The 23,790-nt window shown below is 70.9% G+C and carries 24 protein-coding genes and 1 pseudogene; 16 read left to right on the top strand and 9 right to left on the bottom strand.

Annotated features, from left to right (window positions below; genetic code table 11):
* The first annotated feature begins 39 nt into the window (after positions 1–39).
* From EBO15_RS18350 to EBO15_RS18330, 5 genes are all read left to right on the top strand, one after another.
* Positions 40–552, top strand: coding sequence for an RICIN domain-containing protein (locus EBO15_RS18350; protein ID WP_158628268.1), 513 nt, complete (start codon positions 40–42; stop codon positions 550–552).
* A gap of 448 nt (positions 553–1,000) precedes the next feature.
* Positions 1,001–1,105, top strand: a complete 105-nt coding sequence (locus EBO15_RS18345; protein ID WP_122195626.1) for a lasso RiPP family leader peptide-containing protein — start codon at positions 1,001–1,003, stop codon at positions 1,103–1,105.
* A 48-nt stretch (positions 1,106–1,153) separates the two neighbouring features.
* Positions 1,154–2,968, top strand: a complete 1,815-nt coding sequence (locus EBO15_RS18340) for an asparagine synthase-related protein (RefSeq protein WP_158628267.1) — start codon at positions 1,154–1,156, stop codon at positions 2,966–2,968.
* The gene (locus tag EBO15_RS18335) at positions 2,955–3,206 is read left to right on the top strand and encodes a lasso peptide biosynthesis PqqD family chaperone (protein ID WP_199744638.1); all 252 of its coding nucleotides are present in this window, start codon (positions 2,955–2,957) and stop codon (positions 3,204–3,206) included. Before EBO15_RS18340 ends, EBO15_RS18335 begins: the two co-directional genes overlap by 14 nt.
* Positions 3,203–3,625, top strand: a complete 423-nt coding sequence (locus EBO15_RS18330; protein WP_122195624.1) for a lasso peptide biosynthesis B2 protein — start codon at positions 3,203–3,205, stop codon at positions 3,623–3,625. Before EBO15_RS18335 ends, EBO15_RS18330 begins: the two co-directional genes overlap by 4 nt.
* On the opposite strand, the gene EBO15_RS44240 is transcribed toward EBO15_RS18330, so the two are convergent.
* Positions 3,597–3,755: a hypothetical protein gene (locus EBO15_RS44240; RefSeq protein WP_158628266.1), complete on the bottom strand. Its 159-nt coding sequence runs from the start codon at positions 3,753–3,755 to the stop codon at positions 3,597–3,599. The genes EBO15_RS18330 and EBO15_RS44240 overlap by 29 nt on opposite strands.
* Positions 3,756–3,872: 117 nt before the next feature.
* On the opposite strand from EBO15_RS44240, the gene EBO15_RS18325 reads away from it, so the two are divergent.
* The gene (locus EBO15_RS18325) at positions 3,873–5,954 is read left to right on the top strand and encodes an ABC transporter ATP-binding protein (protein ID WP_233616278.1); all 2,082 of its coding nucleotides are present in this window, start codon (positions 3,873–3,875) and stop codon (positions 5,952–5,954) included.
* Positions 5,955–6,053: 99 nt separating this feature from the next.
* Here EBO15_RS18325 and EBO15_RS18320 read toward each other — a convergent pair whose 3' ends face one another.
* Positions 6,054–6,689, bottom strand: coding sequence for a hypothetical protein (locus EBO15_RS18320; RefSeq protein WP_122195623.1), 636 nt, complete (start codon positions 6,687–6,689; stop codon positions 6,054–6,056).
* 106 nt (positions 6,690–6,795) lie between these two features.
* On the opposite strand from EBO15_RS18320, the gene EBO15_RS18315 reads away from it, so the two are divergent.
* On the top strand, positions 6,796–7,827 hold the full coding sequence (locus tag EBO15_RS18315; RefSeq protein ID WP_233616277.1) for an alcohol dehydrogenase catalytic domain-containing protein: 1,032 nt from the start codon (positions 6,796–6,798) through the stop codon (positions 7,825–7,827).
* 38 nt (positions 7,828–7,865) lie between these two features.
* On the opposite strand, the gene EBO15_RS18310 is transcribed toward EBO15_RS18315, so the two are convergent.
* Positions 7,866–8,882 (bottom strand): phosphotransferase, encoded by a 1,017-nt coding sequence (locus EBO15_RS18310; RefSeq protein WP_122195622.1) that lies wholly within the window; start codon positions 8,880–8,882, stop codon positions 7,866–7,868.
* A 126-nt stretch (positions 8,883–9,008) separates the two neighbouring features.
* Between EBO15_RS18310 and EBO15_RS18305 the strand changes: the two genes are divergently transcribed.
* From EBO15_RS18305 to EBO15_RS18285, 5 genes are all read left to right on the top strand, one after another.
* Positions 9,009–10,712, top strand: coding sequence for an NB-ARC domain-containing protein (locus tag EBO15_RS18305; protein ID WP_147481541.1), 1,704 nt, complete (start codon positions 9,009–9,011; stop codon positions 10,710–10,712).
* A gap of 60 nt (positions 10,713–10,772) precedes the next feature.
* On the top strand, positions 10,773–11,990 hold the full coding sequence (locus EBO15_RS18300; RefSeq protein WP_199744637.1) for a tyrosine-type recombinase/integrase: 1,218 nt from the start codon (positions 10,773–10,775) through the stop codon (positions 11,988–11,990).
* Positions 11,991–12,138: 148 nt separating this feature from the next.
* Positions 12,139–14,046: a site-specific integrase gene (locus EBO15_RS18295; RefSeq protein WP_199744636.1), complete on the top strand. Its 1,908-nt coding sequence runs from the start codon at positions 12,139–12,141 to the stop codon at positions 14,044–14,046.
* 669 nt (positions 14,047–14,715) lie between these two features.
* Complete coding sequence (locus EBO15_RS43645) at positions 14,716–14,928, top strand: hypothetical protein (protein WP_147481540.1); 213 nt, start codon at positions 14,716–14,718, stop codon at positions 14,926–14,928.
* Between the two features lie 260 nt (positions 14,929–15,188).
* Complete coding sequence (locus EBO15_RS18285) at positions 15,189–17,270, top strand: helix-turn-helix domain-containing protein (RefSeq protein ID WP_147481539.1); 2,082 nt, start codon at positions 15,189–15,191, stop codon at positions 17,268–17,270.
* A 61-nt stretch (positions 17,271–17,331) separates the two neighbouring features.
* Here the strand turns inward: EBO15_RS18285 and EBO15_RS18280 are convergent, their stop codons facing one another.
* The 3 genes from EBO15_RS18280 to EBO15_RS18270 are packed head-to-tail and all read right to left on the bottom strand — an operon-like array spanning position 17,332 to position 19,244.
* A complete protein-coding gene (locus tag EBO15_RS18280) occupies positions 17,332–17,820 on the bottom strand; it encodes a hypothetical protein (protein ID WP_147481538.1) in 489 nt (162 codons plus the stop codon).
* On the bottom strand, positions 17,817–18,119 hold the full coding sequence (locus tag EBO15_RS18275) for a hypothetical protein (RefSeq protein ID WP_199744635.1): 303 nt from the start codon (positions 18,117–18,119) through the stop codon (positions 17,817–17,819). Before EBO15_RS18275 ends, EBO15_RS18280 begins: the two co-directional genes overlap by 4 nt.
* Positions 18,120–18,146: 27 nt before the next feature.
* A complete protein-coding gene (locus EBO15_RS18270; protein WP_122195617.1) occupies positions 18,147–19,244 on the bottom strand; it encodes an epoxide hydrolase family protein in 1,098 nt (365 codons plus the stop codon).
* A 128-nt stretch (positions 19,245–19,372) separates the two neighbouring features.
* Here EBO15_RS18270 and EBO15_RS18265 point away from each other — a divergent pair, with 128 nt between their 5' ends.
* The 4 genes from EBO15_RS18265 (at position 19,373) to EBO15_RS18250 (ending at position 21,687) form a co-directional block, all read left to right on the top strand.
* On the top strand, positions 19,373–19,840 hold the full coding sequence (locus EBO15_RS18265; RefSeq protein ID WP_122195616.1) for a cupin domain-containing protein: 468 nt from the start codon (positions 19,373–19,375) through the stop codon (positions 19,838–19,840).
* A 101-nt stretch (positions 19,841–19,941) separates the two neighbouring features.
* A complete protein-coding gene (locus EBO15_RS18260; protein ID WP_147481537.1) occupies positions 19,942–20,178 on the top strand; it encodes a hypothetical protein in 237 nt (78 codons plus the stop codon).
* 56 nt (positions 20,179–20,234) lie between these two features.
* Entirely contained in the window at positions 20,235–21,164 is a 930-nt protein-coding gene (locus EBO15_RS18255) for a UTP--glucose-1-phosphate uridylyltransferase (protein WP_122195614.1), read from the top strand.
* A gap of 133 nt (positions 21,165–21,297) precedes the next feature.
* On the top strand, positions 21,298–21,687 hold the full coding sequence (locus EBO15_RS18250; protein WP_122195613.1) for a DUF3592 domain-containing protein: 390 nt from the start codon (positions 21,298–21,300) through the stop codon (positions 21,685–21,687).
* Between the two features lie 99 nt (positions 21,688–21,786).
* Here EBO15_RS18250 and EBO15_RS18245 read toward each other — a convergent pair whose 3' ends face one another.
* The 3 genes and pseudogenes from EBO15_RS18245 to EBO15_RS18235 form a co-directional block, all read right to left on the bottom strand.
* On the bottom strand, positions 21,787–23,097 hold the full coding sequence (locus EBO15_RS18245; protein WP_122195612.1) for an FAD-binding oxidoreductase: 1,311 nt from the start codon (positions 23,095–23,097) through the stop codon (positions 21,787–21,789).
* Between the two features lie 40 nt (positions 23,098–23,137).
* Entirely contained in the window at positions 23,138–23,563 is a 426-nt protein-coding gene (locus tag EBO15_RS18240) for a DUF4267 domain-containing protein (RefSeq protein WP_122195611.1), read from the bottom strand.
* Positions 23,564–23,601: 38 nt separating this feature from the next.
* A pseudogene (locus EBO15_RS18235) lies at positions 23,602–23,790 on the bottom strand (hemerythrin domain-containing protein); the annotation flags it as partial.

Genomic DNA, 23,790 nt, shown 5'->3' with positions numbered 1-23,790 from the left:
GAGGAACGCTGCGAAGGTCACCATCACAGGGGAGTGGGTATGAAACGTCCGATCGCCCGGCTCGCGACCGGCCTGCCGGCCGCCACCGTCCTTGCGGCCGCCGCCGTCACGCTCGGCTCTCCGGCCGCGCACGCCGCCTCCGGGGTCGAGATCCGCACCTTCGCCAACAAGTGCCTGGACGTCGAGTGGAAGTCCGCCGACAACGGCGCCCGCATCGTCCAGCACCGCTGCCACCGCGAGTACAACCAGCGGTTCCGCTTCGTCCCGGCCGGTCACGGCCGCGTGGAGATCCGCACCTTCGCGAACAAGTGCCTGGACGTCCACCGGGCGTCCCCCGACAACGGCGCCCGCATCATCCAGTACACCTGCACAGGCGACGCCAACCAGCGCTTCCGCGTACTACCCGCACCCGGAGGCCGCCACTCGATCCGCACGTTCGTCTTCGACAAGTGCCTGGACGTGAACGAGAAGTCCGCCCGCGACGGCGCCCGCATCATCCAGTACTCCTGCACGGGCGACTACAACCAGCGCTTCGAGTTCCGCAACCGCTGACATCACCCACCGCCCCACCCAGGCCCCCGCCCACCCGGACGGGGGCCTCGCCCTACCCACCTCACTCACTGGCGGCGGCGGCCCCGTCCCCTGTGGTCAGGCGCCGCCCCAGACAGCTTGCCGCCCCTCACCCGTGCCTGAAGACCTGGGAAAGCACCGCCTGGTCCGAAGCCGTGATGGGCCGGTTCGTCACGGACCGGTTGGAGCGCCTGGTGGATCGACCGCGCTCGCGGGGTGCGGAAGATCACCAGCGAGCGGGTCGAAGCCCCAACTCGGGACGCAAGGGGCGCGACAAGCGCATGCCTGAGCCGCCGTGTTGACTTGATCACCAAAATGTCACTCAACGTTGTCAATTGACTACCCTGTGCTTTGGTGTGTGGTGGGGCTGGGCAGGTAGCGGGCGACGCCTGCTGGCAGGCGAACTCATGCAGGGGAGGTGACTTTCACGATGATCGCCTATGAGGTGCCCGAGGTGGTCGAGCTCGGTGACTTTGCTGAGCTGACCCGCGGGGGCATCGGAGATTGGAACGACTTCATCGCAGACCGCGGCTAGTGGTGAGGGTGACGTGTGATGGGTCCGGGTCGCGGTGATAGTTGGTTCGTGGTGGTGCCGGACACCGCCGCGGGTGCTGCGGTGTGTGAGCGGTTGCCGGGTCGTTCGGTGCTGGCTTACGCGTCGGGGCGTCCGTGTGTGGTGGCCGGTGCATCGGTGGAACTGGTGGTCGCCGAGGCGGGCCGGACTCGGTTGGCGGTGATCGGCTGTGCGTCGGTCACCGCTGATCGGTTGCGGGGGCTGGCCGAGCGGATCCGATGCCTGGAGGACGCTGACGCGGTGACCACCCTGCCTGGGAGATTCCACCTCGTCGCCGCGGTGGACGGGCAAGTCCGGGTGCATGGACCCGCCTCAGGGGGACAGCGGGTGTTTCACACCCGTGTCGGTGAAGTGGTGGTGGTCTCCGACCGGGCGAGTGTGCTGGCCGACTTGACCAGTGCGAGCTTGAACGTCGACGCTGTCGCCCTGCGGCTGGTGGGCCACGTGCCGCCCCTGTTGGCGCTTCCGCTATGGCAGGGAATCGAACAGATCCAACCGGGCGACGCCCTGCACCTCGACACCGACCGGACGTCCGTCCGGACGTGGTGGGTCCCACCCGAACCCGAACTGTCTCTCGAAGCGGGGGCGCCGGGCTTCGCAGCCGCGTTGAGCGAGGCGGTGCAGGCCCGGATCGACGCGGGCGAGGTGGTGGCGTCGGACCTGTCCGGCGGTTTGGACTCCACACCGATCAGCTTCCTCGCCGATGCCGCCGTCCGGCGCCGCGGTGGCCACCTTGTCACCTTCAGCCAGGGTCTGGACGACGCCGCACATGACGACCACATCTGGGCCGACCGTGCCCGCCGCCACCTGAACAGTCAGCACATCCATGTCCACGCCGGCGATCTGCCGGGCTGGTTCGCCGAGGTCGCCTCGCCTGTATCCGGGTTGGACGAGCCCATCCCGTGGCTGCACGGCCTGGCCTTGTTCACCGCGATCGCGGCCCTGCTGGGCGAGCACGGTGCCACGGTTCACCTGACCGGTCATGGCGGCGACGAGATCACCCTGCTGCCATCGTCCTACCTGCACGATCTGGCCCGCACCCACCCGGGGCAGCTGCGATCCCATCTGAGTGCCGTCCGCGCGCGAACCCGCTGGCCACTGATCGCGACCTTGCGTGCCCTCGCCGACAGGACCGGCTACCCGGCCTGGCTCGCCCAACAAGCCCCGCGGCTGACCACATCGGTCCCGCTGACGGGCGCCCCGGATCTCGGCTGGCAATGGCGGCTACGGCTTCCCGCCTGGGCCACCCCCACGGCCATCGACGCAGTCACCCGCCGCATTCGCCAAATGGCACCCGCCATCCGCCCGTACGCTCCCCTCCGCGCCCAGCATCAGGTGTTGAACAACGTGCGCACCACGACATGCATCGTCAACGCCGTCCACGAACTGACGAGGCGGGCAGGTGCCGCGCTGCACGCCCCCTACCTGGACGACCACGTCATCACCGCCGCACTGGCGATCCGCCTGGACCAGCGCGCCGCACCTGGCAGGTTCAAGCCCCTCACCACCGCCGCCATGCGCCCCCACATGCCCGCCGAGTGCCTGACCCGCACCACCAAAGGCGAGTTCTCCAGCCTTTTCTACGAAGGGCTGCGCACCCACCGCGACCAACTCCAAGCCCTCGCTGAGGACTCCCTGCTGGCCGGGCTCGGTCTCGCCGACCCGACGGCGCTGCGCCGAGCCTGTGCCCGGACCCCCGCTGACTTCGGGCAGAGCAGCAGCGACCTCAAGATCTTTGTCAGCACCGAGAACTGGCTACGTGCCCAAAGCACCCGATCTCCTGAACTCCCTGCGACTGAAGGCGGTGACCATGCGCTTGCCTGACCACATCACGATGACCACCGGCGAGGGCGGGGCGGTCCTGCTCAACGGGCAGACCGGCCGCTACTTCCAGATCAACGCCACCGCCCACCTCATCCTCACCGCCCTCCTCGACGGCGCGACACCAGACCAAGCCGCCGAGCGTCTGGCCACCACCTACCCGGACGCCGCCGACCGCGCCCAGACCGACACCACCGACCTGATCACTCACCTCACCGGCATCGGGCTCCTCATCCCATGAGCGTCTCCTACACCCACCAGCAACGTCCCCACCTGCCATGGCGACACCGACCCGCAGCCCTCACCGCCGTCGCCCTCGCCCACCTCATCGCCCGCCAACCACCCGCGCGCATCCACACCCTCCTCACCCACGCCCGCCGGGGCGCCAAGCCCGCCACAGCCGCACAGGCCAAGGCCGCACGCGACGCCGTCATCGCCGTCAGCCTGTCGTGCGCCGGAGAAGGGTGCCTGCCCCGCTCCATCGCCGCAGCGCTGCTCTGCCGCGCTCGCGGAGTCTGGCCCACCTGGCGCAGCGGGATCCACATGTACCCCTTCACCGCCCACGCCTGGATCGAAGCCGAAGGCCACCCCATCGACGAACCCCACCCACCCGGCTACTACATCCCCAACATCACCATCCCCCCGCATCCCCATCCATGACCACGACGCCGAGCCCGGCCTCAAGCACCTCAATGCCGTCGCGACCGATCGGCCACAGGTCTTCGACATCGCCTTCGGCGAGCAACACCTCCAGCAGGATCCAGGCAGCGCACCCCGAGCTCTCGCGCATGCTCCGCCGCATGTCAGCGGTATCGGCCCCCTTGATGCGCGCCCCTTCAGCGGGGCACCCCGCCCGCCCACCAGCCGTCGCCTCAGGCTCAGTCGGCTCCGTTCCCAAGGCCTGCCGATGAGCCGTCCGGGGACGCGGATCACTCGCCTTGCCCAGGTCATGCGCCGCGGCCGCGATCGGGCCGACACACCGTCCGCACCCCGATGCGAGCCCATCTCGACCGCCACCCTGCAGAGCTACTCCACCGCGTACGGGGAGATGACGCAGGCCAGCACTCTCACCATGGCGCGGCGGCTGCCGCGGCTCATCGGCCGGTTGATACGCCTCGGCTGGCGTGCCAACCCCCGTGATCTGCTGATCACCATCGTGTTCAACCTGGTCAGCGGCGTGTTCACGGCGTTCGGGCTGCTCGCCACCACCAAGGTCCTGACCGCGCTGTTCGCCGCGGGACCCACACCCGAGCGTGTCCGCGGCGCGGCACCCGCGCTGTTCATGGTGGGCGCGGCGATCGCGCTGAGGGCGTCGTGCACGCTGATCGCGCAGTGGGCGCAGATGCGGCTCCGCCCGCAGATCCAACGGCTCGTGGAGCTGCGCCTGTACGAGGCGACGACCGCGATCGATCTGGCCGCCCTGGACGACTCCGACCACCAGGACGCCCTGCAGCGGGCCAGGATCCGCGGCGTGGAATCCGCGTCCGAAATGACCGATGACGCCGTGGACATCGGTACCGCCGGCATCAGTGTGGCCGCTGCCGCCGGAACGCTCGGCGTGCTGCATCCCGCCTTGCTGCCGCTTCTGCTGCTGACCGCGGTCCCCGAAGCCTGGGCGGCGATCCGATCGGCTCGCATCTGCTACATCGCTCAGATGTCCCTGGTGGAAGTGCGCCGACGAAGCTGGATCATGGCCGAGCTGATGACCGAACGCCGGCAGGCCGCGGAGATCAGGTCGTTCACCATGCGCCCGTTCCTGCTCCGCCGGTATGGGCAACTCGCCGACCACATCCGTGAGGTGATGCTCGACGTCGCACGCCGCCGCACCGGAACACAACTGCTCGGCGACGTACTCCGCGGTGTCGCGACGGTGACCCTCTACGTCGTGCTCGGGCTGATGCTCTGGGGGGCGGTCATGCCGCTGGCGGTCGCCGGAACCGCGGTCCTGGCGATCCGCACCAGCCAAGCCTCCCTGCTGACACTCGTGCACGCCCTCAACCGCTGCTACGAACACGGCCTGTACTTCCAGGACTACATCGACTACTGCGCGATGGCCGAGCAGTCCGTCGCAGTCGACCCGGCCAGCCTGAAACCTGCCACCACGGCGAACGCCACGCCCCGCACACCGCTCGCCGCAGACGAGCCCGCGCCCGCAACCGGCGACCCCCTCGGCAACGCGGGCAGCCACAACGAACTCCACCTGAACGCGCTCCTGCGGTTCCGGCAGATCACCGCCACAGGCATCACCTTCACCTACCCCGGCGCCGACGCCCCCGCCCTACGGGACGTATCGGTGCGGCTCGGACGCGGCGAAGTCGTCGCCCTGGTCGGGGAGAACGGATCAGGGAAGACCACACTCGCGAAAGTCCTCGCCGCCCTCTACCGGCCGGACAAGGGCGACATCCACTGGGACGATCAGAACGCCTGGGACCTCGATCTCCACCTGCTCCGACAAGCGGTCGCCGTGATCGCCCAAGACCACACACGCTGGCCCATGAGCGCGGGAGACAACATCGCCATGGGCGACGATCTCACCGACGCCCGCATCCAGGCCCGCACCGACGCCGCCGCAGCGGCTGCCGGTGCCGACGAAGTCCTCGCCGGCCTCCCGCACGGCACCCAGACCCTGCTGGACCGCAGATTCGCGGACGGAGTGGACCTGTCCGGCGGACAATGGCAGCGCCTGGCCGCCGCACGCGGCTTCTACCGGAACGCGCCACTGCTCATCTGCGACGAACCGACAGCCGCCCTCGACGCCAAGGCCGAGCACCGCATGTTCGAGCAGATCCGCACCCACGCCCGCGAACACCGCAGAACCGTCCTGCTCATCACCCACAGACTCTCCAACGCCCGCCTCGCCGACCAGATCTACGTCCTCGCCAACGGCAGCCTCATCGACCACGGCACCCACCAAGACCTCATGAACCGCCACGGCCTCTACGCCGACCTGTACACCCTCCAAGCATCCGCCTTCGGCCAACCCACATGAACAGCGCGGCGTGGGGTGTGGTCGGGCGATCGCCTTCCCGAAGGCGGAAGCCGCCGCGGACGCGTGCGCGAGGCCGCCGACGACCACAGGGCGCCTGGGTCAGTGGGCCGGATGTGCGGAGGGCGGTCGTGAGGAAAGGATCGCGAGCCGGAACACCGTCCGCTCCTGGACGAGGCGGACGAACGCTCTGACGGCGTAGGCCCAGATCGCCGCGCATACCACCGCCGCCGCCCACACGGTCAATCCAGGAGGGCTGCCGTGGTGGGCGTTCGCCCCGACGTACAAGGAGAGCAGGACCGGCGGGGCCCCGCCGAAGAGAATGGTGGCGTACCAATCCGCCGATTGCGCTGGTCGAATGCGCCCCGTCCGGTTCGCCTGGGAGTTCTTGAACAACACCAGGTCGGCGCGATCGCCGCCGACGCAGACGTTGCGGAAGAACATCTCCCAGCTCAGGGCGTCGGCATCCCGGGTGCCCAGGGACGGGGCCAGCACCACGGCGATGTAGGCCGCGATCCGGTGGATCGACAGGGAATTGTCGATCCAGTACAGCCACAGCAGCGCCGAGATCCCGGAGAGCGCGGCCAACACGTGCGACGACCGGTTCGCCACCGAGAATCCCGTGCCGAACGCCGCCAGCCCGAGCGCCAGGATCGTGTACGAGATCGTGAGCCGGTTGGTGATCTCCTGGCGCAGTGCCTGGAACTCGCCCAGCTTGATCGCCTCGTCGTCGCACATCGACCGACCGCCTGTCTGCACCCTGAGGCTTGAGAAAAGCGTGACAGCATGTTCTCGCCTGCATTTGTTCGTACCGGATAACCACGACCGGGGCAAGGGAGGGCATGTGCGCGCGCTGAGGGTGTACACCGCCGGGGCGGGCCGCGGCCCCGAGCTCGCCGACGTGCCCGAACCCTCGGCCGACGGCGGCGACCTCCTGGTGGAGAGTCTCGTCCTGGGCGTCTGCGGAACCGACCGCGAGATCGCCGAGCACGGACTGCCGGCCGCGCCACCCGGCCGAGACTGGGCCGTGCTGGGGCACGAGTCGCTGGGACGCGTGCTGGAGGCGCCGGCGGGATCAGGGTTCACGCCCGGCGACCTGGTCGTCGGCATCGTGCGGCGGCCCGACCCGGTGCCCTGCCGCTTCTGCGCCACCCAGCGGCCCGACCTGTGCGAGAACGGGCGGTACACCGAGCGCGGCATCAAGGGCCTGGACGGCTTCGGAGCCGAGCGCTTCACCCTCGCACCCGAGTACGCGGTGCGCGTGGCCGCCGACCTGGGGCGGGCCGCGGTCCTGGTCGAGCCCGCCAGCGTCGCCGTCAAGGCGTGGGAACAGGCCGACCACGCGGCCGGGCGGCCCGCCGAGCGGGTGCTGGTGCTGGGCGCGGGACCGATCGGCCTGCTGTGCGCACTGCTGGGAGTCCAGCGCGGCCTGGAGGTGCATGTGGTGGATCGAGTCGAATCCGGCCCCAAACCGCGACAGACCAAGGCCCTCGGTGCCGCCTACCGCACCCGGACGCAGGACCTGACGGGCGGTTTCGACCGCGTCCTGGAGTGCACCGGCACCCTGCTCGAGGAGGCCATCGGCCTCACCGCCCCCGCCGGCGCCGCCTGCCTGGTCGGCGGCGGCGACCCGCGCTCATCCGCCGCCCTGAACGCGGGCGCGTTGAGTCAGGAACTCCTGGCCTGGAACAAGGCCCTGATCGGCACCGTCAACGCCAGCCGCGGCCACTTCCGGACCGCCCACACCCTCCTGCGCGCAGCCGACCACACCTGGCTGGAAGGCCTGCTCACCCAGTCCGTACCTGTCGAGGCCTGGCCCACCGCCCTCAGCCCCTCCCCGGAAGCCATCAAGTCGATCATCCACTTCCACGGCTGATGGTGATGATGCAGATGAGCATCTCCCCCCAGGGTGAGTCAGGAGTCGGCCAGATAGTGGCGAGCGCGGTCGAGGAACGTGCAGGTGAGGAGGTCCCGGTCGGATCCGTGTTGCCCGCGCTGGCGTTTTACCGCTTCGCGAACCCCTCCTTGTAGCAGCAGCTCCAACCCGAGTAGTGCCCGCGTGTGCGAGGTGTTGACGGCCGGCTCGGCCTCGAGCCAGGCCGCCAGCGCCGTCTCGACGCGGTCCGGACCGGCGACCCGCGCGCACCACCGGGCCGCGTCGAACCCGGCGTACCCGACGTAGGCGCTGGGGTCCAGGAGCCGCAGGACGCCGTCCCGGTCACGGATGACGTTGCCCAATCCCAGATCACCGTGCAGCAACGTCGCCGGCCCGGCCTCGTACAAGGAGGCGGCTTCCCGCCATCGGCCCGGCGGCTCGTAACCGCGTGCGGTAAGCGCGGCGACCGCCGCCTCCAGATACCCCGTCATGGTCGGGCCGAGCGGACGGCCGCCGGGCAATCCGTTCCCGGCGGCACCGATGCCGGTCCTGCCTGCGCCGGTCACGATCTGCGCCTCGGCCACGGCGTGGCCGGCGGCCATGATGGCTGCGAGTCCTCGGGTCAGCGCGGCCAGCGCGGCATCGTCGGCCAGATCGTCGCGACTGGGGAGGGTGCCCTCGACCCTGGCCATGAGCAACCAGGTCTGCGGCTCGTCACCGCCGTCCAGCACCGGCACCACGGGCACGCCGTGCCGCGCCCACAGCCGTAGCGCCTGCGCTTCGCCCGCGCGCTGCTTCCCGTAGACCTTCAGGACCACCTCGCCCCGCTCAGCGCACGAGAAGCCCAGCACCAGTTGCGGACGCGCCGCATTGCCCGTCAGGACACCTCCGAAGCGCCCGAGCCCCAGAGAGCGGCGGAGGGATCCGGCCAGCGCGGCGGCGAGCCGGATCTGGTCGCGGTCGTGCGCGTCCAGGCCGCCGCTGAGGACGATCCGCCGGTCCACCTGCGCGATCTGGGCGCGAAGCGCCGCGTCCAGCCCATCGGGGCTCGTCACATCCGCCTCCGGCCCGCCCGCCGATTGTTCGGACCGCCACGATAGTCGCGACCGCGGGTGGACCACGCGCGGATCGCGTCCCATCATCGGAACATCGGTTCCTGTCCGCCCCCGGTGGAGACGACGTTGCGCGGAGACATCATCGAGCCACCCGACCCCGCTCCGCCGCTCCCGCCCCCTGCCCTTGGCACCGGGCTCAGCAACCGGCTCCGCCGAATAGGCGAAGCCCATCGGATCCCCTGGATCGGGGGAGGAACCGTCGGCGTCGGCGCCTTCGCCGGAATCGTGGCAGGGGGAGTGGACGGGCCGCCCGGATGGGCGCTTGCCGTGTTCAGCGCGACCCTCACCGCCGGCACCACTTACCTGGGGCTCAGGTTGCGCGGGCTCCGCCGGTCCCAGCAGGAGCCCGCGGCCCCGGTGCGTTCGCTGTCGGTGTTCTGCCAACCGGCCGACGCGACTTACGGCGAATGGATCGCCGCCTGCCTGGCGATGGCGGCCCGCACGCGGGTGGAGTCCTACCGCGCCCTTGACCCGCCCGCGCCCGCCCCGAACGGCTCGCCGACATGGTCGGTGTGCGTGTTGTCGACGACGTGGGAGACGCTGGGTTCGCCCATGCTCGACCACTACGGACCGGATGCTGAGCTGCTCATCGTCGTGCGCATCGAGGATTGCGCCACACCACCGGAGCTGGGCGGCGCCGACATCGTCGACATCGGCCACCTCGACGAGGTCAGCGCGAGAACGTTGCTGTTCCACGAACTCGTCGCCCGTGGCGTCCTCGCCGAGAAGGACCTGCCGGAAACATCCGCCTTGCCGTCCGCCGGTGGCACGCCGTTCCCGTATGGCGGCCCGGCGATCACCAACCTCGGGCCGCCCGCCCCGACCTTCGTCGGCCGTGATGCGCTGGTGCGCGCCCTGCGCGCCCAGTTCCTGCACCCCGGGGACGAGGACCACGACGTGAGCGCCGTCGCCGTCGTCGGGATGGGCGGTGTCGGCAAGTCGAGCCTCGCCGTCAACCACGCCCACCGTTACCGGCGGCACTACGACATCATCTGGTGGATCACCGCCGACCGGCCCACCTCCCTGCGTGCCGGGCTGGCGCGGCTCGCCCTCAAGCTCGGCGTGCCCGAACTGGCGGACGCCGACCTGCTCATCGCCGAACTCCGGCGCGCCCTGCGCGAGCGGGGCCCGTGGCTGCTGATCTTCGACAACGCCGACTCGGTCGAGGACCTCCGCCGGCATTGGCCGAGCGGGGACGGCGGCCACGTGTTGATCACCTCCCGGCTGGCGGACTGGTCCGGACTGGTGCCCGGGCGTGCGGTGCTGCGCGTCCCGCCGCTGAGCGGCGACCACGCCGTTCGGCTCCTGTGCGACGGCACCGGTGACGACGATCCGGAGGCGGCCCGGACGGTCGCCCGCCTGCTCGGTCGGCTCCCGCTCGCGCTGACCCACGCGGTCGCCTACGTTCGGCAGGCCGCGACCAGCCTCGCCGTCTACGGGCGGCTCCTGGAGGACTCGTTGGAGGACGTTCTCACCCGCTTCCAGCCGTCCGACAGCGTCCAGCCGGTCGCGATGACCTGGAACCTGACGCTGCGCCGCGCTGCCGAACGCGACCCTCTCACCCTCGACCTCATGCGGTTGTGGGCGATGCTCGCGCCCGAAGGGCTGTCGCGCGACCTGGCGGGCGAGGGCGTCCCGGACCTGCCCGGCCATCTCACACCGGTGGCCCAGGACGCTGTTGCCTACGACCTTGCCGTCCAGCACCTGCACCGCTACTCGCTGATCCGGATCGAGGCGGGCGCCGCCGAGGTGCATCGCCTGGTCCGTTGACTGCACCAACTTGATGACTCGGTGGTGCATGGTGCGGAGGTAGGTGGACCATCGGGTCTTGTGCTTGAGGACGATCGGGTTGGTGGCGCGCACCGGGACCTCATGGGCGGCAGGAGTGATCTGCCTCGGGTTGGTGCGGTGGTGGTTGGGCAGGGGCCGGTTCCTTTCGTCGTGGTGGATGCTGCGGGGCGTGAGGTCGAGCCGGTCAGCCGGTACTTGCGGGATCTGCTGATCGGGGACGCGAGTCCGTTGACGTGCCGGAGTTACGGGCACGATCTGCTGCGCTGGTTCCGGCTGTTGTGGGCGTTGGACGTCGGCTGGGAGCAGGCGACCGAGGCGGAGACGGTGGCGTTGGTCGGCTGGCTGCGGACGGCACGCAACCCCCAGCGGCGCCGGTCCCGGGCTGACGCGCTGCCTGCCGGGACGGTCAACCCGACGACGGGCAAGCCGCTGCTGGCGGCGGGCTATGCGCCGCGCACGATCGCGCACAACCTGTCGGTGGTCCACGGCTTCTATGCCTTCCACCAGCACGGTGGGGCCGGGCCCCTGGTCAACCCGGTGCCCGAGAGCAAGGCCCGCCGGAACGCTCTTGCGCATCGCTCGCCGATCGAGGCTTACCGGCCGCACCGGCGGGCGCGGCTGCGGCCGAAGATCCCGGCTCGGCAACCCCGGGCGATCCCCGACGCGCAGTGGGCCGAGTTGTTCGGCCAGATGCGCTGCACCCGCGACCGCGCCCTGCTGGCCTGCTACGTCTCGTCCGCCGCCCGCGCTTCGGAGCTGCTGGGCCTGGGCCTGGAGGACATCGACTGGCGCAAGGGCCAGGGGTGGGTGATCTCCAAGGGGAGCCGGGCCCGGCAGCCGGTTCCGTTCTCGCCCGAGGCGCTGGCCTACCTGGCCGCCTACCTGGATGAGGTGGGACTTCCTCCGGCAGGCACCCCGGTCTGGCGCACCCGCCGGGGCGATCCCCGGCCGCTGACCTACTGGGCGGCCCGCCGGATCCTGCAACGCGCGACCGAGCTGCTGGGTGCGAACTGGACTCTGCACGATCTGCGGCATACCGCTGCGACCAGGCTTGCCCGGGATCCGGGGCTGACGCTGGTGGAGGTTCAGTCGATCCTGCGGCATGCGCATCTCAGCACCACCGCCCTCTACACGACGGTCGGGTTGGACGATCTGATCGACAAACTCGCCGAGCACTACCAGCGGCCGGCGCCCACGGCGTCCTGGCCGCAGGAGTATGCGGCCGACGACGTTCAGGCGGTGTTCGGTGCCTGGTAACAAGATCGGCAACAGCTACCGAGTGCAGGGCCCGACCACTAACCGAGTTCGGCGACACGACGCCGGCAGACAGGGCAACTTCGAACCCACGAGCGTGCTGCCCGCGCTGCCGGGGCCGCCGAGGAATCCCTTGCGTTCTGCTGGTGACTTGGCCAAGGCCACGCCCCTGGAGGTCAGCGCGGTCGCTCTGGAGCGCTTCGCGCCCGCTCGGACCAACGTCCAGCCGACACGCGCGGCGATCCTCGATCTCCTCCACGCGCTTGCCGAGCACCCCGGCGGAACCTGGCAGGAACGCTGGCAAGCCTCGGGCCACGACGACGGAATCCCGGTCACGACCCTGGCCGCGGGCGACCAGCGGCTTCATTACAGCCTGAACGGGGGCATCGGCCGCGCGTTCGCGATGCGGCTGATCCAGCCCAGCCTGATCGGGTTCCGCTGCCACAAGTTCTCCACCTACGCCTCGTGGTTCCGGCAGATCGCCCAGGACCCGCGGCTGGAGGAGTTCTGCGAGCGCGCCGACCGGCTCCCGGTCAGCCTCGCCCGCACGGCGAGGGCGGTCTTCGACGCGTGCTGCGCGTTGACGGTTCTTGGGATCAACTTCGAGGACCTGACCCCCGAAGCGTTCATGCACTACGCGGCCGAATGCCGCGACCGGGGCCTGGCCGGGGAGGGGAAGAGCTCGGGGACCTTTGCCGGCACGCTGGCCTGGACCGTCCTGCACGATATGGGCCAGTTCCCGGCCTCCGCACCCCGGACCCTGCGCGCTGCGGTGACCCGAGGCCAGCGCCCGGTCGAGGAACTCCTCGACCGCTACCACCTGCAGAACCAACAGGTCCGGAACCTCCTGGCCGACTACATCACCAGGCGGGCCGCCGAACTCGACTACGCCACCACCCAGCAACTGGTCAGGCTGTTGGGCCGGGTGTTCTGGAAGACGATCGAGGAGATCAACCCTGATCAGGCCGATCTGAGGCTCAGCGACGATGTCGTCGCCCGCTGGAAGGAACAGGTCTCGGTCCTGCCGAACGGCAAACCGCGGCTGGACCTGGACGGGCCGCTGATGGCGGTCCGGGCGCTCTACCTGGACCTGCACACCTGGGCGGTGGCCGAGCCGGAGCGGTGGGCGCACTGGGTCGCGCCCTGCCCGGTCCGCAACGCCGACCTGCGCTGGGCGCAGAAGCGACGCCGCCAGATCAACGAGCGGATGGCCCGGCGAACCAGGGACCGGCAGCCCCTGCTGCCGATCCTGGCTCAGCACGTCACCGACAAGTGGCAGCGGCTGCGCGGGCTTCTGGACGCGGCCAAGGATGTCGAGCTCGGCCAGGAGTTCACCGTTGACGGAGTCCGCTGGAGACGCGCTTCCACCAAGGACCAGCGGCACAACCGGCCCCCGATCCACGCGATCAACCTGGATACCGGGGACCTGGTGAGGGTCACCTTCGAGGAGAACCTGGCGTTCTGGGAATGGGCCGTCATCGAGACGCTCCGCCTGGCCGGGCTGCGCGCCGAGGAACTCACCGAGCTGAGCCACCTCAGCATCCGCCAATACCGGCGGGTAGGCGGCGAGGTCGTCGCGTTGCTGGTGGTCAGTCCCTCCAAGAGCGACCGCGAGCGGGTCATCCCGATGAGCGCCGAGCTGTTCCACGTCATCGCCCAGGTCATCCGCCGGCACCGGGACGAACACGGAACCGTCCCGGTCTGCTCCCGCTACGACCTGCACGAGAAGGTCTGGAGCGAGGACCTGCCCTACCTGTTCCAGACCGTTCACAGCGGAGCGCCACGCGCCATCTCCGCCACCACCGTCTGGCGCGTGATCCGCCGCCCCTGCCAGGAGCTCGCCGCGACGCGCCCCGAGTTCCAGGGCATCCGGTTCGCCCCGCACGACTTCCGTCGGCTGTTCGCGACCGAGCTGGTCAACAACGGACTCCCGATCCACATCGGCGCCGCGCTGCTTCCTGTGCAGCCTGCGTTCCGCCCAACCGACGAACAGTGCGGTCTCGGGGGTGATGAAGAAGTCGTCGTCAGACCATCCGTCGATGGTCGACGCCGCCTGTGAGAGCAGGTCGTAGGTGTCGGCGGTCACCTTCCCCGCCGCGCGGTCGGCCAGCACCCGGAGCGCGCGCAGCGTCGTGAGGTAGGTGTTGCCGGACAGGGACGCGGCCTCCAGCGAACGCGCCAGCCGCTCCCGCTGGTCCGTCCACCGATCGGCGATCAGCGCGCAGCACACGGCGGCCACGGTCAGCACGAGTGCGGGCCCGCCGTCGGTCACCGGCTCCCTCGGCCCGGCGCCGGACGTCGCCGTGAGGCCGACGGTGAGTTCAGGGGCGGGTTCGGCGTCGGCCGAGGCGGACGTCACGGCGGCCAGTTCGCCGCGGGCCAGTGCCTGACCTTCCAGGCAGCGTCCGATCAGGCAGTCCATCTGGCTGGCCAGCGCCGCGACCTGGATCCGTCGCGGGGTCCCGGCGGGAACCTCCGTGAGCAGGCCCTGCAACAGCGCCCGCGCCTCGGGCGCCCGGCCGACCAGGCCCAGCGCCCAGGCGTGACGGATCCTGAGATCCCAGGCGAACGCCTCGCCGACGTCCGCGTGGGGGAGTAGCCGCACGGCCGCGGCGAGCCAGTGGGCGATCACGTCCATCCGGTCGCGCCCGGTCTCGTCGGCCGCCGCCGTGAACACCCGGACCGCGGCCGCCGGGTCCGCTCCGGCCGAACGCTCGACATGGTGCGCTTGCCACGTCGCGGGTGCGCCGCGCCGCGCCAGCTCCGCCGCCACCCGAGCGTGGGCGGACGCCTTCCAGCCGGGCGCGGCGTCCTCATAGGCGGCTTCCAGCAAGGCGACGTCGGTGTGCCGCCAGTTTCCCTCGCCGTCCTCCTGGAGCAGCCCGGCCGCGACGAGGCCCGCCGGGTCGGGGCGGCCCGCACCGTAGGCGGCGCTCAGTAGCTCCCTGTCGAACGTGTGTCCTGCCACCGCTGCGGCGCGCAGTGTCGGCAGGAGCGCCGGATCGATTCCGTCAGGCATGGCAACCCCCGCATGGCCTCCGCCCGTTCTCATGAGTCCATCGATGTGACCGATGCGCCGGTCTGTCAACCGTTCCTGCATTTCCGTACAATCCGGGAGATCACGGAAGTCCCCGCGTGAGCCGCCGACGGCAGGCGATGAGGCTCGTCCTCAGCGCCGACCGGACGCCGAAGGGGAACTCCATGACCGCTGCCGAACCCGAGACCGCGGACGCGTTCAGCCCGGCGGCGACCCGGGTGGCGTGGGCCGTCCAGATCGCCGGGAACCCGTCCTCCGCAGAGCTCATCGCGGCCGCCGCCGGCCTCTCGCTCGGTGAGGCGCTGGACGGACTCGACGAGCTCGCAGGCCGGACGCCCCCCGACGACCAGCCGCGGCGCGACCTCGGTGAAGGCTCCGTGCGGCCCGCTCACCTCGTCCTCGCCCGGGCCGACGGCCCTTCGCCGGAGCCGGCCTGGATCCGCGCGGCTCACGTTCGCGCCGCCGCTCACCTCAACGCGGTCGGCGCGCCGTTCCAGGAGCAGGCCCCGCACCTGATGGAGTCGGCCGTCCCCGGCGACAACGCGGCGGCGCGCGTCCTCATCGAGGCCGCCGACGCCGAGCTCGCCGCCAGCCCGAACCGGGCGGAGGCGTGGGCCGCCCGAGCGGCGGCCCTCCTGCCGCACGGCGACCCCGCCGCCCTGCGGGCGACCAGCGTTCGGGCCGCCGCGCTGGCCGCTCTCGGCCGGGCCGCCGAGGCGCGTGAACTGCTCGCCACCACGCTGACGCCCCGGTCGGACGAAACGGACCGGGTCGCGGCGGCGGTCGAATGCGCCCGCCACGACCGGCTGCAGGGTCGTCGTCTGGACGCGTCGCACCTGCTCACCACCGAACTCGGCAGGACGGACCGCACCGAGAACCGCGCCGTCCTGGAACTGGAACTGGCCAAGACCCGCCTCGGCGAACGCGACTTCGCCGAGGCGGGCCGCTGGGCGTTCCGCGCGCTCGCCGACAGCGCCGACCGAGTGGTCAAAGCGGGGGCGCTCGGCCTGCTCGCGCTCACCGGACTGTTCACCGGAGACACGGCCCACCTCGGCGACCACGCCGCCCACGCGGCCGAGCTGATGGACGGAGCGCTCGACACCGAGGTGGACGGCCGCTCGGACACGGTGGCCTGGGTCGGCTGGGCGGAGCTCTTCCTCGGCCTGCCCGAGGACGCCGTCCGGCACTTCACCAGAGCCCGCCGAACCCCGCACGCGACCGCGCGCCCGGGCCGGGCACACCAACTCGCCGAGGCCGCCCTCGGACTGGCCTGCGCCCACGCCTGGTCCGGACGCCTCGACGAGGCATGGCGGACGGCGCTCGACGCCCACCGGCTCGCCCAGCTGACCGGCAGCGCCGAACTCTCGGCGCTGAGCGCCGCCCGGCTCAGCCAGATCGCCGGCATCCGCGGCGACGCGACCGAGGCGAACCGAGCCGCCAAGGAAAGCCGCGCCCTCCTGGACAACTCCGACGGCTGGTGGCCTTCGATCACACGAGTCGTTCTCGCCCAAGCATCCCCGGAACACCACGACCCGGCGGCCGCCCACGCCGAACTCCTCACGGCCGCAGGTGGCCCAGGACTGCCCGCCCTCCCATGCTCGATGCACCCCTACTGGTACGAGCGCCTGACAGACGCGAACCTCGCCATGAAGAACATGGACACCGCCCGCCGGTACGCCGGCCTCGCCGAACGCTCGACCGTCCACCTCACCCTCCCCGCCTGGTCCGCCTACGCCCACCTCGCCCGCGCCCGACTCCGCCTGGCCGAATCCACCCACCCCGAGGCGCCCGCCTCGGCGGAGGCCGCAGACGACGCGCTGCGGGCAGCGCGGACGTTCGCCGCCGTCCGGCTGAGACTTCCGGAAGCGCGGTCCAGGCTGGTGGCCGGTGTCGCGCTGAGCGAGGCCGGACGCCTGAGCGAGGCCCGCGCCGAACTGGCCACCGCACGCGACCTCTTCCGGCGATGCGGCGCGAAACCCCTGCACGAGCGGGCCGTGGCCGAGCTGCGACGGCTCGGGGCCCGGCTGCCCCGGCCCAGGTCCGGAGGGCTCCCCGAGCCGACCCCGCGCGAGGCCGAGGTGGCCGCGCTGGTCGCGCAGGGACTCACCAACCTGGAGATCGCCGCGCGGCTCCGGCTGTCCGTCAAGACGGTCGAGACCCACCTGAGCCGCGTCTTCGCCAAACTCGGAGTCCGTGGACGAGTCCAACTCGTCGAAGTGCTCGCCGACCGGACCGCCGCCGGATGACGCGGGCGGGAGGCCACGAGACCCCCGCCCGCCATGTGACATCACCCGTCCGGCGTCGTCGTCAGCAGGAGGCGGCGATCTCCACCTGGGTGGCGTTGCCGACGCTCGTCGGGTCGTAGTCCAGCCCGTTGTTCCGGATCTGGTCGGTGAGGTAGACCCACGCTCCGTACATCTTGTCGCTGTTGAAGCTCGCGCCGAACAGGTACTTCCCGTTGCCGTCCAGGAAGCTGGCGCTCTGGAACCACTGGTCGCCGTCGTTGTTGGTCTTGGTGCTGCCGACCCAGTGGAGGCGTGCGTGCGGCAGGTGCGCGCCCTTCGGGGTGTCCTGGTAGTAGTCGGTCCCCTCCCACGTGACGGTCGATCCGCTGAGCTGGGTGCAGTGCCCGATCCCCCAGTTCGCGGGGAGCGAGACGAACGGCCTGCCCTGGCCGTCATGCTGGACCGCGAGCACCAGGTTCGACGTACTGGAGGCCTCGGCGGCCTGCGGGAGCAGGGCCCCGCCCACGGCCACCGCCCCGCACAGGGCGACGGTGATCTTCATTTTCCTCATGCCGGCTTCCTCTCTGAAAGCTGTCCGGAAGGCACACGAGGATGGTCGGTCCGAGGCCACGGCCACAGCATCGGGGAAACCCGGAAGGACGACGCCGCCGAGCCCTCCCCGAAGGTCCGCGCGCCGACCCTTGCCGCGGACTCCCAGTCGCAGATCGTGTTGATCCGCTCGGGCCGCACGCCCAGCTCCACCGCCAGGTCCACGTAGCCGTCGCCGAAGGTGTCGACGAACGCGTCGACCCTCCCGCCCCCGGCCCGCCGGATCCGCTCGGCGACGCTCAACACCAACCCCGTCGTCATCCACCGAACGGCCTCGTCGAAGGACCCTCAAGCGGCAAGCGTGGTGGCGAACTCGTGGAGGTCGCGGGCGAGCGACTCAGGCTCCTCGTGCGGCGCGAAGTGACCACCACGGTCGAAGCGGGTGTAGCGGACGACACGGTAAGTCCGCTCGGCGTACTCGCGCGGCGGCACGGCGATGTCGTAAGGGAACGCGGCGACGGCCGTCGGCACGTCGCCCATCACCGGCCGGGGCAGCGGGTGCGCGAGGTGGTCGAAGTAGGGACGGAACGACGTGCCGATCGTGTTGGTGAACCAGTAGAGCGAGGCCTGCACCAGGATCTCGTCGTCGCTCCAGCGGCTGGAGACGTCCCCGCCGCAGTCGCTCCAGGCGCGGTACTTCTCGAGGATCCAGGCCAGCAGGCCGACCGGCGAGTCACTCAGGCCGTAAGCGAGCGTCAGCGGCCTGGTCTGCTGTTGGTGCTGGTAGGCGCCACCGTCCCTCTTCCAAGCCTCGATCCCCGACAGATAGGCCTCCTCGGCCGCCGAGAGGTCGCCGTGGTCGGCGGCCGCCATGACGGCCATCAGGTGAATCCCCGCGACTGCTTCGGGGTGGGATGCTCCAAGACGCGAGGTGACCCCGGCGCCGAGGTCCCCGCCGTGCGCGACATAGCGTCGGTGTCCGAGCCCCGTCATCAGACGGTGCCAGAGTTCGTGTGTCGGCACCTCAGTCGGCTGATCGGAGAACGTGAACCCCGGCAACGACGGCACCACGACGTCGTGTCCGAGCGCCGCCAGCCGGTGGGCCAGGGGGATCATCTCCGCGAACGTGCTCGGCCACCCGTTGGTGAGAATCAGCGGAAGACCCGTCGGGTCGTCCGCGCGCACATCGAGGAAGTGCACCTTCTGCGAGCCGACGGTCGCGATGCGCTGCGGCTCGGCGTTCAGGCGCCGCTCGTGGCCGCGCCAGTCGAACCCGTCGGCCCAGTAGTCCACCAGGCGGGCGAGGACGCCGACGTCGGTGCCCGCCGTCCAGGCCGGATCCGGCCAGGCCCGGGGCCAGCGCGTCGACGACAGCCGGTTCCGCAGGTCTGTGATCTCGCCGTCCGGTACCGCGATGATGAACTCGACAGGTTGGAGTGTGGTCATTCCGTCCTCCCCAGGACACCCCAGCGCCGGAGCCGCACTGAAGCGGACGAGGCCAACCGAGAATCTGACGAACCCGTCCCGATACCAGCCAAGCCCCTGCTCCCGATCACCGGAGGGCTGATCTCGTCATGAGCATTCCGTATCTGGCCCAGTCCGACCAGCACCAGCAACTGGAGTGGCTCGACGGCGGCACACTGTCGGTGCTCCTCGACGGCGCCGCGACCAGCGGCAACCTCACCGTAGGACGGTTCGCCGTGTCCAAGGGCGAGGCGCCGCCCTTCCACATGCACACGCGAGAGGACGAGGTGTTCCTCCTCCTGGAGGGCACCGCCCTGGTGTGGGTGGGCGAGCAACAGATGGAGCTGAGCGAGGGCGGCATCGTCTACCTGCCCCGCAACATCCCCCACGGCTACCGCATCACCTCGGCCACCGCCGACCTCCTGATGATCTGTACCCCGGCCGGTATCGAAGGCATGTTCCGCCACGCAGGCCGCGACCGCGCCACACCCCGCCCCGACAACTTCCAAATCGACCCGGCCACACTGGCCGAGGCCGCCGACACACACGGCCAAATCATCATCGGCCCACCCCGCTGACCCACCCCACCGGCATCAGGCCGCCATGCGGACCGCGCTGACCGAGCACTACGACCTGGAAGGCGCAGTCGCGACCACCGAAGCTCGCGCGGGACATGGGCATGCTCACTGCCCACCTGCACGAACACGCCGCAACCGTAGACCTGAGTGATTTCGACCGCCCGGTATGGGACGCGAACACGATCCTCCTCGGCGGACCGGCCCTCACCCGTCCCGCCGCCGACGGCGCCACCACTCTGCGCAAGGTCGCCGAGCTGATCACGCCTGCCCTCCAGGAAGGCGCCCCCACCACACAACACGCACCAGGCATCACCTGGGAAGACGCGGCGCGTTGGTAGCGTCGTCGACATCGCGCCGACCCGGCGCGGCGTGCTGTTCGAGCGAGAGGGACCAGATGTCCACGATCCGCAGGGCGGTGATCCCCGCCGCCGGACTCGGTTCCCGCCTGCTGCCCCTGACCAAGGCCATTCCCAAGGAGATGCTGCCGGTCGGCGACAAGCCGGTGATCGAACACACCGTGCGCGAACTGGTGGACTCCGGCATCACCGATATCGCCATCGTCGTGTCCGGCGGCAAGGCCATCATCCAGGACCACTTCCGTCCCAACCCCGCCCTGGTGGCGCAGTTGCGCGCCGACGGCAAGACGGCTTACGCGGACGCGGTGGAGGAGGTCGCCGAACTCGCGCGTCAGGGCCACATCACCTATCTCGACCAGCACGGCCCGTACGGCAACGGCACCCCGGTGCTCAACGCGGCCCGATCGTTCGGCGACGAACCGGTGCTGGTGTTGTGGCCCGACGACGTGTTCGTCGCCGAGGTGCCCCGCGCCCAGCAGCTGATCGCCGCCTACGAGCGGACGGGCTGCCCGGTACTGGCCCTCATGCCCATGGACCCCGGCGACTCGCAGCGCTACGGCGTGCCGGTCGTCAAGGACGACCTTGGAGAGGGCCTGCTGCGCATCACCGGCCTGGTCGAGAAGCCCGCCCCGGCCGACGCGCCCTCGCCGTACGCGGCGATCGGCGGCTACGTCGTCACCCCCGGCGTCATCGACGAACTGCGCGAGCAGACACGACGCTGGTACGAGGACGAAAGGAACGGCCAGCCGGTCGGCGAGGTCTACCTGACCGACGCCATCAACGCCTACGCCTCCACCAGGGAGGTGTACGGCCAGGTCATCCAGGGGCGTTGGTACGACACCGGCAACCCGTCCGGCTACATCGTCGCCCAGATGGCGTCTGCTCTCGCCCACCCCGAGTACGGGCCCGTCCTGCGCGGCCTGGTGGACGAACTCGACGGCCGTCGCCCGACGCCCCCGCGCTCCTAGCCGCGTACCGCGGCCAATGCCTGGTCGTACAGTCGAGGGCCATGGCCCTGCTGGGCGGTGAGGCTGGTGGGCATGGGGAAGCCGTGCAAAGGTCGACGCTCGACGATTCGTGTAGCGGAGAGGGGAGTCGACGGTGGCGCTGCTGTCGCTGCTGGCGGGCCTGGTCATCATCGGGTTCGGTACATATGAGGCGGCGCATGGTCGCCGCCTGCGACGCGATGGTGTCCACGCTGAGGGGCGGGTGATCCGCCACCGCCAGGAGCGCGGCACCGACGGGGTCGTCACCTACGCGGTGGTCGGCTTCGTTGACGCACAGGGCACCACGCACGAGTTCGAGCCCACCTCGTCCGGGGCCAGGGGCCTGCCGGTGGGCGGCCGGGTCCCGGTGCTCTTCCTCCCGGGTGCCCCGAACAGCGCACGAGTCGACCGCACCGGACGGCGGCTTGCCGGCATCGTCGGGCCGCTCGCGGGCGGGAGCGTGTTCACCGCCATCGGGATCTGGCTGCTGGCCACCGGCCGCTGAACCCGACCCGATCGCTTCCGCGGCGGCATCGGTCACGCGGATTCGGTGCGGCCCCGCCGCCCACGTGGGCGGCGGGGCCGTGACCTGCCGGGAGCCGGTCTATCCGAGCACCGGGTAGTTCGCGCGGAACACGTTGTGCGGGTCACGGGCGCGCTTGATCTCCCGCAGCCGCGCGAGCGTGCTGCCGGAGAAGGACTGCGCCGCCGTGTCACCGGGGGACAGCATGGTGTACGGCTTGCGGCCGCTGATGGAGGCTCCCAGGTCGGCCACGACCTCGGCCTGCTTGGCGCGCGTCGCGTCGGCCGTGTGCGGCAGGCCGAGACCCAGCAGGCCGAGCAGGTACGGCTCAGCCACCGCGCCGCTCGCACCGGCCCCTTCGCCCGGCTCGGCGAGGGCCCCGCCCAGGTGCCTGATCTGCACGTTGATGAGCGGCTCGACCGGCTTGGCCAGCAGGAGATCCACCGCGTCCGCGTCCAGGCCGGTGAGCAGCTCCGCGCGGGTGATGGACGGGACCGGATCGACGGGCTCGGCGGTGATGGTGCCGAGGTCGGCGACCGAGACGACGCCGCGGCTGTCGGAGATCGCGTCTTCGATCTTGTCGATGCGCCGCAGCAGATCCTCCCCATCGGCCGCCTCGCCCAGGTAGACCAGATCCAGCGTCACCACCGGCGGCGCACCGGGTGGCTGGAACCGGTTGATCCAGACGCTGAGTTCACGAGGCGCCTCGGCGGTGAGCTCCAGGAACGCGTCGTACACCGCCCTGGTCCGGTGCTCCGGCCAGACCACGCGCCCGCCGTACAGGACCGGCGCGGGATACAGGTCGAGTTCGAGGGCGGTCACGATCGCGAAGTCCCCGCCACCGCCGCGCAGCGCCCAGAACAGGTCGGGGTCGGACTCGGCGGTCACCCGGCGCGGCTCGCCGTCGGCGTCCACGATGTCGATGGCCCGGACGCTGTCGGAGGCGAAGCCGTGCTTGCGGCTGAACCAGCCGACCCCGCCGCCCAGGGTGTAGCCGGTCACGCCGACGCCCGGCGCGCTGCCGGACAGGCCGGTCAGCCCCAGCGGGCCGGCCGCCGCCAGCACCTGCCCCCACTTCGCGCCCGCGCCCACCCGGACCACACGCTCCTCCGCGTGTACTTCCACCTTGTTCAGCAGGCCGGTGCGCAGCAGGATCAGGCCGTCCACATCACCCGAGGCGCCGTGCCCGGTCGGCTGGGCGGCCACCGTCATGCCCGCCCGCCGTGCGTGGCGCACGAGCGCCGCCACGTCATCGGCGTCCGCGGCCTCCGCCACGGCCGCCACCGGCTGCCTGACGGTGAGGTTCCACGCCGTGGTCGCCGCTTCGAAGCCGTCGTCACCAGGGAGCAGCACGCGGCCTTCGAGGACACCGCGCAGGTCGTTGATGGTCATCGTCGAATCTCCTTCTTCACGTTCTCGACAGGGGAAGGCGTCAGGCGGACTGCGGGGCGGGCTGCGCCGGAGCGGCCGCGATCTTGCGGGTCTCGCGCAGCATCAGCAGGCCGTTGCCCACCATCAACGTCGCGGTCAGGCAGTGGACGCCGAACGCGACGGCCACGGAACCGTGGTGGGCCAGGACGTTGGCCATGTCGCCGTACGCGGCGAGGGCCTCCACCAGCAGCGCCCAGGCCAGCGCCCGGCGCTGGCCCGTCACCAGCAGGACGCCCAGGACCAGGGCCAGGACGATGTCGCGGTCTCCCTTGACGACCAGGAATCCGCCGCCGTCGCCGGACGGCCAGGTCGGCAGGCCGAAGGTCGGCGCCGTCGTCCCCGGGGTCAGGACGAACTCCGACCCGAACCAGAGGATGAACAGGACGAAGCCGGTGACCAGGACGGTGTTGACGTTCTTCAGCGACATGGTTCTTCTCCTCGGAGGTGCGAAGTAAGGGGGCGGGGTCAGCCGCGGACGCGGCGGATGTGGCGGGCGTAGCGAGGACGGCCGATGACGTGCCAGACGGCGCGGACCGGGGCGGGGAGGCCGCCGAGGACGAGGGCGCGTTCGGCGGGGTTCGCGTCCTCCAGAACGGCGCCGAAGAGGGTGAGCAGGGTGGGTTTGGGGGTGTTGTGCACCAGGTGGTCGCCCAG

The sequence above is a fragment of the Actinomadura harenae genome (assembly GCF_003696215.1).
GTDB lineage: Bacteria > Actinomycetota > Actinomycetes > Streptosporangiales > Streptosporangiaceae > Spirillospora > Spirillospora harenae.
This window is presented reverse-complemented; position numbering and strand designations above follow the sequence as displayed.

What these genes read in the sequence shown, in the direction of transcription:
- EBO15_RS18350 (WP_158628268.1), top strand. Translation starts at nt 40, where the DNA reads ATGAAACGTCCGATCGCCCGGCTCGCGACCGGCCTGCCGGCCGCCACC.
- EBO15_RS18345 (WP_122195626.1), top strand. Translation starts at nt 1,001, where the DNA reads ATGATCGCCTATGAGGTGCCCGAGGTGGTCGAGCTCGGTGACTTTGCT.
- EBO15_RS18335 (WP_199744638.1), top strand. Translation starts at nt 2,955, where the DNA reads ATGCGCTTGCCTGACCACATCACGATGACCACCGGCGAGGGCGGGGCG.
- EBO15_RS18330 (WP_122195624.1), top strand. Translation starts at nt 3,203, where the DNA reads ATGAGCGTCTCCTACACCCACCAGCAACGTCCCCACCTGCCATGGCGA.
- EBO15_RS44240 (WP_158628266.1), bottom strand. Translation starts at nt 3,755, where the DNA reads ATGCGCGAGAGCTCGGGGTGCGCTGCCTGGATCCTGCTGGAGGTGTTG.
- EBO15_RS18325 (WP_233616278.1), top strand. Translation starts at nt 3,873, where the DNA reads ATGAGCCGTCCGGGGACGCGGATCACTCGCCTTGCCCAGGTCATGCGC.
- EBO15_RS18320 (WP_122195623.1), bottom strand. Translation starts at nt 6,689, where the DNA reads ATGTGCGACGACGAGGCGATCAAGCTGGGCGAGTTCCAGGCACTGCGC.
- EBO15_RS18285 (WP_147481539.1), top strand. Translation starts at nt 15,189, where the DNA reads ATGACCGCTGCCGAACCCGAGACCGCGGACGCGTTCAGCCCGGCGGCG.
- EBO15_RS18280 (WP_147481538.1), bottom strand. Translation starts at nt 17,820, where the DNA reads ATGAGGAAAATGAAGATCACCGTCGCCCTGTGCGGGGCGGTGGCCGTG.
- EBO15_RS18275 (WP_199744635.1), bottom strand. Translation starts at nt 18,119, where the DNA reads ATGACGACGGGGTTGGTGTTGAGCGTCGCCGAGCGGATCCGGCGGGCC.
- EBO15_RS18270 (WP_122195617.1), bottom strand. Translation starts at nt 19,244, where the DNA reads ATGACCACACTCCAACCTGTCGAGTTCATCATCGCGGTACCGGACGGC.
- EBO15_RS18265 (WP_122195616.1), top strand. Translation starts at nt 19,373, where the DNA reads ATGAGCATTCCGTATCTGGCCCAGTCCGACCAGCACCAGCAACTGGAG.
- EBO15_RS18260 (WP_147481537.1), top strand. Translation starts at nt 19,942, where the DNA reads ATGCTCACTGCCCACCTGCACGAACACGCCGCAACCGTAGACCTGAGT.
- EBO15_RS18255 (WP_122195614.1), top strand. Translation starts at nt 20,235, where the DNA reads ATGTCCACGATCCGCAGGGCGGTGATCCCCGCCGCCGGACTCGGTTCC.
- EBO15_RS18245 (WP_122195612.1), bottom strand. Translation starts at nt 23,097, where the DNA reads ATGACCATCAACGACCTGCGCGGTGTCCTCGAAGGCCGCGTGCTGCTC.
- EBO15_RS18240 (WP_122195611.1), bottom strand. Translation starts at nt 23,563, where the DNA reads ATGTCGCTGAAGAACGTCAACACCGTCCTGGTCACCGGCTTCGTCCTG.